General features: G+C 42.7%; 13 protein-coding genes. 1 reads left to right on the forward strand and 12 read right to left on the reverse strand.

The genetic code is table 11. From position 1 onward, the window contains the following. Nucleotides 1-49: 49 nt before the first annotated feature. From Q8W24_RS11880 to Q8W24_RS11935, 12 genes are all read right to left on the reverse strand, one after another. Nucleotides 50-907, reverse strand: coding sequence for a 6-hydroxymethylpterin diphosphokinase MptE-like protein (locus tag Q8W24_RS11880; protein ID WP_305475439.1), 858 nt, complete (start codon nt 905-907; stop codon nt 50-52). Then, nucleotides 904-1,560, reverse strand: a complete 657-nt coding sequence (locus Q8W24_RS11885; RefSeq protein ID WP_305451619.1) for an HAD family hydrolase — start codon at nt 1,558-1,560, stop codon at nt 904-906. The genes Q8W24_RS11880 and Q8W24_RS11885 overlap by 4 nt, the downstream gene beginning before the upstream one ends. Beyond that, nucleotides 1,553-2,293, reverse strand: a complete 741-nt coding sequence (locus Q8W24_RS11890) for a 3-deoxy-manno-octulosonate cytidylyltransferase (RefSeq protein ID WP_305451618.1) — start codon at nt 2,291-2,293, stop codon at nt 1,553-1,555. Before Q8W24_RS11890 ends, Q8W24_RS11885 begins: the two co-directional genes overlap by 8 nt. 9 nt (nt 2,294-2,302) lie before the next feature. Then, nucleotides 2,303-3,904 (reverse strand): aldolase catalytic domain-containing protein, encoded by a 1,602-nt coding sequence (locus Q8W24_RS11895; protein ID WP_305451617.1) that lies wholly within the window; start codon nt 3,902-3,904, stop codon nt 2,303-2,305. Then, nucleotides 3,901-5,418, reverse strand: a complete 1,518-nt coding sequence (locus Q8W24_RS11900; RefSeq protein ID WP_305475441.1) for a hypothetical protein — start codon at nt 5,416-5,418, stop codon at nt 3,901-3,903. Before Q8W24_RS11900 ends, Q8W24_RS11895 begins: the two co-directional genes overlap by 4 nt. A 2-nt stretch (nt 5,419-5,420) precedes the next feature. Continuing rightward, nucleotides 5,421-5,576: a hypothetical protein gene (locus Q8W24_RS11905; RefSeq protein WP_305451615.1), complete on the reverse strand. Its 156-nt coding sequence runs from the start codon at nt 5,574-5,576 to the stop codon at nt 5,421-5,423. Next, the gene (locus Q8W24_RS11910) at nt 5,573-5,797 is read right to left on the reverse strand and encodes a glycosyltransferase family 2 protein (protein WP_305475442.1); all 225 of its coding nucleotides are present in this window, start codon (nt 5,795-5,797) and stop codon (nt 5,573-5,575) included. Before Q8W24_RS11910 ends, Q8W24_RS11905 begins: the two co-directional genes overlap by 4 nt. After that, a complete protein-coding gene (gene cysN, locus Q8W24_RS11915) occupies nt 5,794-7,212 on the reverse strand; it encodes a sulfate adenylyltransferase subunit CysN (RefSeq protein ID WP_370693327.1) in 1,419 nt (472 codons plus the stop codon). Before cysN ends, Q8W24_RS11910 begins: the two co-directional genes overlap by 4 nt. A 304-nt stretch (nt 7,213-7,516) precedes the next feature. Next, nucleotides 7,517-8,431 carry a sulfate adenylyltransferase subunit CysD gene (gene cysD, locus Q8W24_RS11920; protein WP_370693328.1) on the reverse strand — a complete coding sequence of 305 codons (915 nt, stop codon included), beginning with the start codon at nt 8,429-8,431 and terminating at the stop codon, nt 7,517-7,519. A 36-nt stretch (nt 8,432-8,467) separates the two neighbouring features. Then, nucleotides 8,468-9,289, reverse strand: coding sequence for a 3'(2'),5'-bisphosphate nucleotidase CysQ (gene cysQ, locus Q8W24_RS11925; protein ID WP_305475443.1), 822 nt, complete (start codon nt 9,287-9,289; stop codon nt 8,468-8,470). Next, nucleotides 9,273-9,905: an adenylyl-sulfate kinase gene (cysC, locus tag Q8W24_RS11930; RefSeq protein WP_305451612.1), complete on the reverse strand. Its 633-nt coding sequence runs from the start codon at nt 9,903-9,905 to the stop codon at nt 9,273-9,275. Before cysC ends, cysQ begins: the two co-directional genes overlap by 17 nt. 28 nt (nt 9,906-9,933) lie before the next feature. Then, on the reverse strand, nt 9,934-11,718 hold the full coding sequence (locus tag Q8W24_RS11935; RefSeq protein WP_305451611.1) for an SLC13 family permease: 1,785 nt from the start codon (nt 11,716-11,718) through the stop codon (nt 9,934-9,936). A gap of 584 nt (nt 11,719-12,302) precedes the next feature. Here Q8W24_RS11935 and Q8W24_RS11940 point away from each other — a divergent pair. Then, entirely contained in the window at nt 12,303-12,920 is a 618-nt protein-coding gene (locus Q8W24_RS11940; RefSeq protein WP_305475445.1) for a hypothetical protein, read from the forward strand. Nucleotides 12,921-12,984 lie beyond the last annotated feature (64 nt).

The following is a 12,984-nucleotide window of genomic DNA, read 5'->3' on the forward strand; positions in this document are numbered from 1 at the left end:
CAAGCTTTCTACGAGAGGTGAAATTTTTTGGAAGAATGGAATTAAAAAATCATTTTCCTTTATTAACCCACCCAGAATGAGAATTAATATCTAGAATAACATCATTTTTCTGCAACCATTTTTTCAAACTCTCTATACTAGAAGAAACAATTTCTGCTTCACCGATAGCCATCCCTGCCAAATTTACTTTATTTCCTAAATAGTAATTTATAAAACCTTTTACATATCGTTTCGAAAAACCTATTTTTCCATATATAGATTCAAGTTTAAAGTAGCTCAATATTTTTTTAATTTTAATTTTAACTTTAGAAGATTCATAAGGTTTATCTTGGCCTTTATCTTTCACCTCACCAAAATGTCGATTCCCCCCTGTTGAATCAGCAACATCCCATCCAATAGTAACAATTCGTTTAAAACCCATATGCACCAATGTATAAAAAACACTCTCGTGCATTATACCTGGTCCTAGCGGCCTATAAATTCCTGTTTTATCAAGCGTATAACAATCAAAACATTTATTGGTTGCAAGATAATATCTTGGCTTATAATTAAAGCCTTCCATTATTTTAAATCCAACATCATACTTACCAAAAACAGGGGCAGCTTTAGAGTTTCTGGTCATAACCGAAAGAGTATTTGATTGATATTCATACTTAATTAAATTAGCAGAATTAATAAAATGAATATCGCACGGTACATCTATTAAATTTAGAGTCTGTTTTATACATATCACTACAGGGTAATTATGCTTTTCTTTTTCATAAATTTCTTTCCAGCTTTCCGCTGATGGCCCAGCAGAGATAACCAGTGCAGTTTTTCCTTTAAAGGTATCTCTCAATGCATCAATAACAAATACATTGTCTGACAAATCTTTTTTTATTTTTTCAATCGTTTGTTGGTGGCTCATACTACAAAATCCTTCAGTGAAGAAACACTCTTCAAACCATTAGTTTTGCAAAACACCTCCCAATCATCGACTTCAGTCCATTGATGTAGAAAAACAAAATCGATATTTGCAAGAGATGCAGCTTGATAGTCATATTTACTATCCCCTAAAAAAAGAGCAGGGTTAGTGATGTTGTGTGCTGAAATCTCTCGCGCCAGAATAATATCTTTACTATCCGGGCTACCAAAAATTCCACCATCAAAATATTTCTCAAGATCACGGGCAGAAAAAACCTCTCTTAATTCATTCTGGTCTCCACCTGACACAACAAACCATGTTGATTTGGTTTTGGTTTTAAGCTCCGATAACCCTTCCGCTATATCACATGCCATTAGCCCATCTTTTACAGCTCGAGCAAAACGAGCTAACAGATCTTGATAAAGCGTTTCATCAAATTCTTGTTTTAAAATCTCTTTGATAAAATATTTCACTTTGGCATAACGTGAAATACCGCCGTTCTGCATATGATAATCCACAAAAGCCTGTGCTGACTCATGCCCAAAGTGTTTGGTAGCCTTGTAAAATGCTTGGCTTTTTATTTTATTCGAGTTTAAAAGCACGCCGTCACAATCAAAAACGAGTGTTTGATATTGGGTTATATCCAGTTCAGGCATTATGTAGTTCCTTTAATGCTGCTTCTACTTTGGCCACATCACCAGGTATATCTACCGCTAAACTACCGGGTCTGGTTTCAACCATTCGAATGGTTTGTCCCCATTCCATATAACGGATAATCTCGATATCTTCAGAATGCTCAAGTTTGCTCTTTCGACCAAAATCGCCATAACTCAACAGTTCTTGTCGATTAAATGCGTAGATACAAACTTGTTTGTAATACTGTGCAGGCTTGTTTTTGTCATCCTTGAACCCTGGCAGAGCCTTTCGCGACATATAAATCATGCGCTTATCTTCCGTGAATATTACCTTTGGAATATTAACATTTTCAGGATCTTCATTAGCCCCAATAACGGCATAACCATTAATTACATCATTTGGGTTGGCTTTTTTTGCATCAATTACTTTTAGAATATCTTCCGGATTAACCAAAGGCTCATCACCTTGTACGTTAATATAAATATCAGCTTCAATTTTTTGCGCAACTTCAGCAAGTCGATCTGTACCAGTCAAACAGTTTTCAGAAGTCATAACGACTTGATAGCCCATATCCTGAACAGAGGATTCAATTTTTTTATCGTCTGTTGCGATAAAGACATTTTCCATTCCAACCGTTTTTGCACTCAATTCCGCTACCCACTGGATCATAGGCTTGCCTGCTAGTTTTACGAGTGGTTTACCAGGAAAGCGACTGGATTTATACCTTGCAGGAATAACGATAATTGTTTTCATGACTCGCCCTTAAAAACCAAAAATTGATTGAGTTGGTATATCATAACGCGTAGGTGTTAGGGAGCAAAGAGGCAAACCCTTGGCTTCCAAATAAGTCTTTAATGTTTCTTCCATCTCTTTATTGCGTGGATCTTCTGCACCAAAACCATCAAACCCAACCAGATTAATTTTATTTGCTCCCCCACTGTTTGCAATGGCCAGGGCATAAGTAATTACCAATGAGTTGGGCAGAGTGCAATAATGCTTATCCAATGCAAATTTTTGAGGCATAACGTCCAATCCAAAATCCAAGACTTCTTTTGAATGCAGTGCTTGCTTAATATCCTCAGGTAACATGGAAAAAGGTGTAACCAAGGGTTGAGGCAGTGCCAGATGTTCTTGACAATCCGCAAGCAGTCTGACTGGATGACAGACTGCTCTGATATTTATCAAGGATTGATCTATACCTCTTTGTGTATTTAATGCAATTACATAAGGTTTATAAGTACTAATGTAGTTTTCAATTAATGACTGATATCTTTTTACGCTAGGACCAGCCCCAATAATCAAGACAGATTTCCCTTCTATTTCATCTCTTGGGTTCCAGCTTCCCCGTGGTTTTCCAGAATAAAAGTGGCGCGCTGATTCCAGGGTATCCAAGCTGAACTTTTTCCCACCTTCTATTTTAAGATGATCAATCACCGCAATAATATCTTCATCGCTATAGCGTGAATCTTGAAGCATTTCTTGAATATAGGTTGGGTGGATACCATATTTACCAGCAAGATAATAATAAGAATTACTACCCCAGCCAAATTCTGCTTGCATAGGTCTAAAGTATTTACGAATTACTTCAAGTAATTTGGTTGGATTACCAGCTTGATTTCTTGAATTTTCTATTGCCAATGACAAGTATTCTGTCTGGGCGTTACCGGGGCCACGCCCCATACCTGTTACTGTTGAATCAACCCATGTAACGCCATTATCAATGGCCTCCAATGTATTGGTAACCGCTTGTCCCATATTGTCGTGTGTGTGTATTCCCAAATCCCCAGTCCACCCCTCTTTGAATGCCTGTACGATTTGACTGACTTGATTTGGATTCAAACTACCCATTGAGTCGGCAAAATAAAGCACATCAATAGGATAGCCACTGGCAAGCTTGGCAAGCTCAGTAATTTCTTCCAGACTTTTTTCAGCAATTTGCATCAAGTTGAAGCCGACCAAATATCCATTGTCTTTCAACCATTTTGACACAGGTAAGCAGGCTTCAAACTCATGGACATGGCAGGCTATACGTACCAGGGAAACAAGTGAGTCTGAGCTATGATCAAACAACTTTTCCAATGAGTCTATTTGAGTTTCTTTATCTGCCAACTCTGATCCATTAACCATCACCCCGATTCTGTTTTCCAGTTTTTTGGGGATATTTAAACTGGATAAGAAAAACTCGCTACTGAATGCACAACCACCTTTGAAACTATTATTTTTTAAGGTTCTCAAACCAATTTCAACAAAATCAACATTAAGTGAGTCCATTGCTTCAAGATAATCAGTAACCAACTCTGGGGAGAAATTCCACACATTGTAGTAACCACCATCTCTGAGCGTACAGTCCAGTAATTTGATCATTTTTTTATTCCTAATTTATTTAACAGTCTGTAAGCTTTTTCTTTCGCTAATAAAGGCATTAGCTGCCAAAATTTTATAGCAATAATAAATTGTAGCAATAAAATAAAAACAACTGCCATATTGGGTACCACATTATAAGCTATCAGTAATAAACCAGTTACAGTCAAACCAACACTCAAGCTCGATAGCAAAAAATATTGCCAAGGCCACTTTAACTGTTTACTCGCCATCCATTTTTTGGCTCTCCAGACTGATAAACACATCGCCACTGTTTCAGACACTAGCAAGCCAAGGCCGGCTGACAACACCCCCAGAGCATGCGAAGAAAAATAAACCACTAGAAATAAACTTAGCAAAACAGTCAATGATATTACCAGTTGGATCTTATATAGATTATTTCCTCGAAGGATACTTTCAGAAGACTGCGCTAAAACCACCACAAGTATCGAAGATGAAAGAACAGCAAATAATACGGGATCAAATTTAATCGCCCCAGCCGTCCATATTTCAAACAAAGGCTCTACAAAAAGCTGTAGAATAACAAAACCCGGTGCAATAAAAAAACACAGCATCAGCCACAACAAGGCCAGCGTTGCCTGAATTTCCACTTGTTTTTTTTCATGCACGTAACGCATTAATTCGGGCAATATTGGTCCAACCAGTGATCCTATGCCTTGTTGAGCCACATTTGCAACCGTACGATTTGTTGCGAATTGGGCAACCGCTGTTGCACCTACAAAATTTATAATTAAAAAACGTATACCAGCCTGCCTAAACATGTCGCTAGTATATTTTACCAACACCCAGATAGAGTTTGAAAACTGCTTTAATCCCAATCTAAAACACGGTTTTGAAAGTTTTATATTTTCTTTTTTATATAAACCCAACACAATATAAATAGCTATCATATTCACAAAAAAAGTAGCAATAGCCCATCCTATTACAGCATCAATTAATCCCCCACCAAAAACAACAACAAAGACAGGTGTAATTGACACAACAAAGGCCATAATCACTTTAGACCAGGTAATAAAAGGATAATACCCCAGCAAAATAACTGGCCCCAGCAAAAATCCATAATAGTTACTAGAAACCATAAGAACCAAAACCAGTATCATTGCTGAAAGCAAAAAATCTTGTCTTAACTCCTCAGAAAGACCAAATGAGGAATCAATAATTGAATATTCAAATTGCAAATAAACAACCAGGAATACAACAAATGAGGTTAACACAACAATCGGCAATGCTGAAGATAATTGCAGACAAACCTTATCAATATTCTGTTTACCAAGCTTTAAGCTTTCATAATAAATGAAATCTCTATGAGCTCCTTGTATTAGTCCTGCGAAGCCTAAAAAAGCTAAAAAAAGTAACCAGACACCATACGTTTCAGCACCCCAATGGCTCAAAAAGATAGGAACAAAAACTATTTGACTTAACAAGCTAACACCGATACCAACCCAGTTAGCAAGACTTGCCGAAAACATTCTGCCTATTGCAGTAGAGTTTGCCACGATCAATCCATCCCAAACAAATTATGGCAATCGCCATTATTTGCGACACCACTCAAACCGTCAGTTATACAGCCAGCAATGGCGACATTTTTTTGAACTATCTTTACATAAAATAAATTGCTTTTTCTTTCTTCTATGAGAGCAGCTTTATAAATCACGATTTTAATACCTTATAGTAAAATTTTCTTCCAAAATACTCATCAACTGAAGAATAGTCATCCTCTGTCCTATCATCAACCAGTATGATTTCTATATTTGAATAGCTTTGATTAGCAACAGACTGAAGAGCTATTTTTACTAAACACCTTCTATTCTTAGTAGTAACACCCACACTTACAAGAGGCATTCCGCCTGAATCTTGATAATTTACATCATTCAATAGAAATACCTCCGAACCAAAGTATCTATTTCACGATTAAACTCCGCCAGCCGTTCTTCATAGCTCATATCAGCAATCGATTTGGCAACACCGCCTTCTGCTAATTCACGAACCATACCGGCAGCAATAGTAATATTGGAGATACGATCAATAATAACCAATGAGCCATTACCTGGAACCTGTCTGTATTCGTCCAGTGCAACGGGGGCATTTAGAAAGATGGTGACCAAGCCAACTTCGTTGAGGTTCAGTTCAGTCGCGTCGAGATGTTCCATCGTATTGACATCAACACGGTGTTGGATACTTTCAACAATACCATAAACGTTTTTAGTACCTACTTTAAACAGGTATTCCTTGCCTGTTTTCATCGGGGTTTCGTGCATCCATACCACTTCAGCCTGGTAGCTATCGCCAAATAACGGGGCTTTACCTGTGTAAATCAAGTCACCACGGGAGATGTCGATTTCATCTTCCAGTGTCAGGGTTATGGCTTCGCTTGCAATGGCCAAATCAAGGTCACCATCCGCAGTAACAATGCGATCTACTTTACTGGTCTTACCAGATGGCAAAGTAGTGATTGTGTCACCTGGATGAATTTCACCTGCTGCAATGGTACCGCAAAAACCACGGAAATCGAGATTCGGGCGGTTAACGTATTGTACAGGCAAGCGAAAACCTTCAAATTCGTCCGCTTTATTGGTTTCAATGGTTTCTAATAGCTCAACCATGGTTGGGCCAGTATACCAGTCGGTGTTAATACTGCGATCGACTACGTTGTCACCTTTTAAAGCAGACAATGGGATTGGATGAATGTTATTAAAACCCAACGATTGCGCAAATTCGGTATAGTCTTTACTGATTTGTTCATAAATGGTTTGATCAAAATTGACCAAATCCATTTTATTAATGGCTACAATGACGTTTTTAATACCCAACAAGCTGACGATATAACTATGACGGCGCGTTTGTGTCTGAATACCTTTTCGGGCATCGATCAGAATAACGGCAACATCGCAACTGGAAGCACCGGTTGCCATATTGCGCGTATATTGTTCGTGCCCTGGGCAATCGGCGATGATGAATTTGCGCTTTTCAGTAGAGAAATAACGATAGGCAACATCGATGGTGATGCCTTGCTCCCGCTCGGACTGCAGTCCATCAACCAGCAAGGCGAGGTCAAATTCACCATCAGTGGTGTTAAATTTCTGTGAATCATTTTTGATCGCAGCAAGTTGATCTTCAAAAATCAGTTTGGAATCGTGCAACATCCGTCCGATCAGAGTGGATTTGCCATCATCAACATTACCGCAGGTCAGGAAGCGTAAAATGTCTTTTTCTTCATGTTGCTTCAGGTAGCCGAGAATGTCATCGGCGATCATATCGGATGCGTGAGCCATTTTATTACCTTTTTGCATTCCAGCATTGCTGGAGTATCCACATATTAAATTTATTTCGATCAGGTCACACAGTGGCCAAACCATGAATTTATTTTTCTGCTGGCCTGTTGTGTGACGTATCAGGATAAAAGGCCTATGTTTTACCGTTCAGATAAGTTCTTATAACATCGGGGAAAGTGACTACCCTACGTTTTACTTGCAACCTTCCCTCTTCCCTCTTGCAACCCTCACCACTCACTTTCCGACGGGTGTTGTTGTGGGCAATACCCTACTGTCTGCAAGTAGGAAGAAGTAGGTTCTTTTATCTGAACGGTATGGATAGTCAGAAATATCCTTCCATTTTTTTCTTTTCCATCGAGCCGGATGAATCGTGGTCGATAGCACGCCCCTGACGCTCGGACGTAGTAGTCAGTAGCATTTCCTGAATAATTTCTGGCAGAGTGGCAGCTTCAGATTCAACGGCTCCTGTCAACGGATAACAACCCAAAGTCCGGAAACGCACCATTTTTTCTTGGACTTTTTCATCATCTTGGATCGGCATACGCTCGTCATCAACCATAATCAGCATGCCATCACGTTCCACAACCGGACGCATGGCAGCGTAGTACAAAGGTACAATCTCGATACTTTCAAGATAGATATATTGCCAGATGTCCAGCTCAGTCCAGTTAGATAGCGGAAAGACACGAATGCTTTCGCCTTTGTTGATACGGCCGTTGTAGATATTCCACAGCTCAGGACGCTGGTTTTTCGGATCCCAGCGATGGTTTTTATCCCGGAAGGAATACACTCGTTCTTTGGCACGTGACTTTTCTTCATCTCGACGCGCACCACCAAAGGCGGCATCAAAGCCGTATTTATCCAACGCCTGTTTCAGCCCTTGGGTTTTCATTACATCGGTATGTACCGAGGAACCATGAGTAAACGGGCCAATACCTTGATCTACGCCATCTTGGTTAACGTGCACAATCAGATCCATACCGACTTTGGCAGCCATGGTGTCGCGGAAGCTGATCATTTCCTTGAACTTCCAAGTGGTATCCACATGCATCAAAGGGAATGGTGGTTTGCCAGGGAAAAAAGCCTTGGAGGCCAAATGCAGCATTACAGCAGAGTCTTTACCAACGGAGTACAACATCACCGGGTTATCGAACTCGGCAGCCACTTCACGGATGATATGGATACTTTCAGCCTCAAGCTGTTTGAGGTGAGTAAGGCGTTTTTTACTGATAGTCATAATCGTCACTTTTTCGAATATGGGCTGACACTAGGCTTAAGCTTGTTCAGGTTGAGCCAGTTCGGTAAACACTGCACTCCAGCGCTTACCGGCCTCAGCACAAACAATAAAATACGGGTTAAGTAAGTCTTCTTTTTGACCGTACTGTAATTTTTTCAATGTCGGAGTTAAGACCTGCCCCCCAGCACGTTCCACAATAGCTTGCGCTGCGGCCGTATCCCACTCGCACGTTGGAGCCAGTCGCGGATAAAGATGTGCAGCACCTTCAGCAACCAGGCACAACTTCAGAGAGCTGCCCATCGAAACCAGGTTAACCTCCCCCAGTTGCTGAGAAAAGGCAGACAGCGCTTCAGCGCCGTGGCTACGAGAACCGACTACATTCCAAGATTGGCCAGCATCTGGTTCAGATGCCACACTCAGCTTAACAGCTTCTGCTGTACCATCCTGACGATAAGCGCCTAATTCATCAGCAGCGAAGTACATCCGATCCAGAGGTGGGCAATACACCACCCCCAGAACAGCTCGTCCACCTTGGATCAAGGCAATATTGACGGTAAATTCATCATTCTTCTTGATAAATTCTTTGGTGCCGTCCAGCGGGTCGACCAGCCAATACGTGTTCCATTGACTGCGTTTTTCCCAGGTTATATCTTCTTTATCAGACTCTTCTGATAGCACAGGATAGTCACTAATACTGGCCAAGCGATCGCAAATAATATGGTGCGCGGCGAGGTCGGCCTCTGTGAGCGGGCTGGAATCACTCTTTTCGTACTGTGCAAAATCAGTGTTGTAAATTTCCAGAATTGCCGCTCCAGCGGTGCGGGCAATATCGATAACCTGATTAACCAATAATGGCATCGGAACCTTCCTTTACGGGTTTGAGGTAGCCATGCTGATCGAGGTAGTCAATCACTTGTTGCGCAGCGTCTTGAATACTGATGTTGTCATTCTTGATACAAATTTCTGCAGCTTCTGGAGCTTCATAAGGAGAATCGATACCCGTAAAATCCTTGATTTCTCCGGCACGGGCCTTTTTGTACAAACCCTTGGGATCACGGGTTTCACACACATCGATGGGAGTATCGATATGAACCTCGATAAACTCACCACCTGATAACATCTGGCGAACCATTTCCCGGTTACTTTTAAACGGAGAAATAAATGCCGTCAGCACAATAAGCCCGGCATCAACCATAAGGTGCGCGACCTCTCCAACCCGTCGGATATTCTCGATGCGGTCTTCTTCACTAAAACCCAAATCGCCACATAAACGGTGGCGGACGTTATCACCATCCATCAGATACGTGTGCTGTAAACGCTCAGCCAGCATGCTTTCTACGGCCCCTGCAATCGTCGATTTTCCCGACCCACTCAGACCGGTAAACCAGAGCAAACAAGGTTGCTGCTTTTTCATATAGGAGCGAATGGATTTATCCACCGCATGGTTGTGCCACACTATATTTTCGTTTTTCACTCTGGCTCCTTGTAAAAACAGCCCATCTCTAAAATGACCAGACCACTGGTATAACACTGACAGACGTAACCGCAACAATAATGCTGAGCGGCGTTCCAAACTTAACGTAATCCATAAAACGATACCCCCCCGGCCCCATTACCATCAAGTTGGTTTGGTAACCGGTAGGAGTCATAAAACTGGCAGAAGCTGCAACCATCACTGCAATTGCAAATGGTTCATAATTGGCACCTAACACTTCGGCAGTATTTAAACATATTGGCAGCATAATGATGGCGGCTGCGTTGTTGGTCATCATTTCGGTAAGTAATACCGTCGCCAGATACACGGCAATCAAGGCACTGAGCGGCGAATCGGCAACGGCCAGCAAACCACTGGCAATATCCTTGGCCAAGCCAACTTTTTCAACCGCAGCACCCAACCCGAAAGCACAAGCAACGACTAACAAGATTGAGTAGTCGATTGACTTGCCTGCATCTTCATACGTTATACATTTCATCGCCAACATAGCGCCTGCTGCCGCTATCGAGCTAACAAGAATACTGGTCATTCCAGTGCCTGAAGCGATTAACATGACTGTAAAGATCGCCAATGCGGGCAAAGCCTTGGTTTCATCTGCCAATGGCGGTGTGCCTAACTTGCTGACCAATAAAAAATCCCGGCTATTACGATGCCGCATCAAGAAGCCTTTCTGTGCTTCTACCAGTAAAGTATCCCCTTCGCACAGAACAAGTTCGCCCAACTTACCACGCAACCGTTGGCCATGACGCGATACACTTAGCACAACAGCGCTATACCGATGACGGAAACGCGCTTCGCGGATAGTTTGGCCAATCATGGGATTGGAAGGCGATAACACAGCTTCGAACAGGCGTCGATCCGAGCTGGCACCATTCAGTTTGAAGCGCTGGTCATTAGCGAGGACCAAACCGTGAATATTGCGCAATTCAAGTACGGATTCCGGGCTACCGGCAAACACCAACCGGTCTCCGGCTTCGAGTACAGTACGCGGCCGAACAGCCGATATAATTTGTTCTTCTCTTTCTATTTCGACCAGAAAAAGCCCCGGCAAGTTACGCAAACCCGCTTCCTGGATGTTTTTACGCACCAACTCACTGCCCGGTTGAATCATCATTTCAACCAGGTATTCACGCACCTGATCAAATTGCTCAACGGAGCTTTCTCTGTCTGGTAACAGGTAACGACCAGCCAGAAAGATATAAATCAACCCCAAAATAGCAATTGGAATCCCCACCCAGGCAATTTCAAACAAGCCAAAACCTGTGTACCCCCCCTGTCGCAGCATGCCATCAACTACCAGGTTCGTGCTGGTACCGATCAGAGTACAGGTTCCTCCCAGGATCGAAGCGTAACTAACCGGGATAAGGATACTGGATAACTGAATGGAGAAGCGTTTGCTTTGGCTTTGCAATAACGTAGTGAACATGGCAACCACCGGGGTGTTATTAACCACTGCGCTCAACAGTGTTGTCACAGGCAAAACGCGAAGACTGGCAGATGTCTGATTTTTGGGGTTGCCAACCAGATAACGCCGCAACACCTGAGTTGCACCGGATTCCTTTAACCCGCCCACTACCACATATAATGCAGCGATGGTAAAAATGCCGGTGTTGGAAAAACCGACAAAGGCCTCTGCTGGCGCTAACACTCCAGCCAACAACAAAAGCATCAATGCGGCGGTAAACAGCTTTTCTGCCGAAGCGACGTTCAGAGACAGGCCGACCAGCACTACCATTAACAAACCGGCCACAAAGACAGTATCCACCAGACTGTTGCTGCTCCCCAGATCCATAGTGATTCCAGTCCGTTAATTCAGGGCTTCAAAGCCTTTTGCCTCATCCAGCACGGAGTACAAGTGCCGTAGGGAATAACCTTACTGAGCGAAGGCGCATTCTGCACGATCACAGGATAAATCGCCATGCCTTGTAAAAATTTGTAACCACGATAGCTCGCACAAATTTCACCACGGTTACCTTTTCATGATTTGCTCCATTTGTAAGGTGAATCAATGAGTAAGGTCACTGCGTGGGATGCAACACTGAGTGATAACCAGTCCACAAGTTCGCTTTTCTGTACTCTTTATATAAAACATGTGACCCAATTATCCCAAACGCAAAATCAACAAAATAAACGGGACGATGTCTCAAAATAAGCCAAATTTAGTAGGCCGTGTCATTGCGGCAACGGCAGCAACGAGAGACTCTCTTTACACACAACTCCAACCACCACCCAGCAACCACTGAACAATTCCCAACAACCACGACGCAAAACGTTGTTTGTATAAAATATAACCATTTTTAGCCAACCAGGCTTTGCAGCCACTTTGCCCTCGGGGTACAATTAACCAGATTTTATAAATTCACAGGGATTACGACCATGCGAAAAATTTTACTGGGTGCCATTATCGGCCTGAGCAGCATGTCTGCTTCTGCCGCTATCACCGACTACCTGTCTGTCATGTCTTTGGGAGATGCCTACTTGCAGGCCTCTGCAGATTGTGGTGGATCTTGCGATGCCCAGCTGGCTGCCGACTTGGCCGCTGCTGGTTACAGTGCCAGCGATATCATTGCTGCCGTTATCGCTTCTGGTGTTTCTCCAGTGTCTGTTATCCAGTCAGCAGCCTCTGCAGCTCTTGATGCTGGCATCAGTGTTAAAGATATTGTGGCAGCAGTAATACAAATTGACGGCGTTAGCGCCATTGATGCGATTGCTGGTGTTACCCAGGCTGCTGTTGCCAACAACGTGCCGGTGTCTTCTGTGATGCAGGCAGGCATTGCTGCAGGTATTCCTGCCGAGGTAATCGTTGCCGGTGTGGTCAGCAGTGGCCAGTCCAGCACGGTAGTAACAGCAGCAGCGGCTTCTGTTGGTTTCTCTTCAAGTGATATTGCAGCCGGAACGTTACTGGCGACAACAGGTACGACGACATCTGTGATCTCAGTGGCAACTGCCGATACAGACAGCGACACTACGCCTCCAGCGACAAGTCCATTCTAATCCTGTAGATTAGAAACCGGCTAGATATGGCGGGTTTATACTGATCAGTTAAAAAGCCCGGTTT

It is taken from the genome of Oceanobacter sp. 4_MG-2023 (genome assembly GCF_030689165.1).
GTDB lineage: Bacteria > Pseudomonadota > Gammaproteobacteria > Pseudomonadales > Oceanobacteraceae > Oceanobacter.

Bases quoted from the DNA above. Each gene is read 5' to 3' on its own strand.
- cysQ (WP_305475443.1), bottom strand. From the start codon at position 9,289: ATGCCATTATTGGTTAATCAGGTTATCGATATTGCCCGCACCGCTGGA.
- cysD (WP_370693328.1), bottom strand. From the start codon at position 8,431: ATGACTATCAGTAAAAAACGCCTTACTCACCTCAAACAGCTTGAGGCT.
- Q8W24_RS11940 (WP_305475445.1), top strand. From the start codon at position 12,303: ATGCGAAAAATTTTACTGGGTGCCATTATCGGCCTGAGCAGCATGTCT.
- Q8W24_RS11885 (WP_305451619.1), bottom strand. From the start codon at position 1,560: ATGCCTGAACTGGATATAACCCAATATCAAACACTCGTTTTTGATTGT.
- Q8W24_RS11935 (WP_305451611.1), bottom strand. From the start codon at position 11,718: ATGGATCTGGGGAGCAGCAACAGTCTGGTGGATACTGTCTTTGTGGCC.
- cysN (WP_370693327.1), bottom strand. From the start codon at position 7,212: ATGCAAAAAGGTAATAAAATGGCTCACGCATCCGATATGATCGCCGAT.
- Q8W24_RS11880 (WP_305475439.1), bottom strand. From the start codon at position 907: ATGAGCCACCAACAAACGATTGAAAAAATAAAAAAAGATTTGTCAGAC.
- Q8W24_RS11890 (WP_305451618.1), bottom strand. From the start codon at position 2,293: ATGAAAACAATTATCGTTATTCCTGCAAGGTATAAATCCAGTCGCTTT.
- Q8W24_RS11895 (WP_305451617.1), bottom strand. From the start codon at position 3,904: ATGATCAAATTACTGGACTGTACGCTCAGAGATGGTGGTTACTACAAT.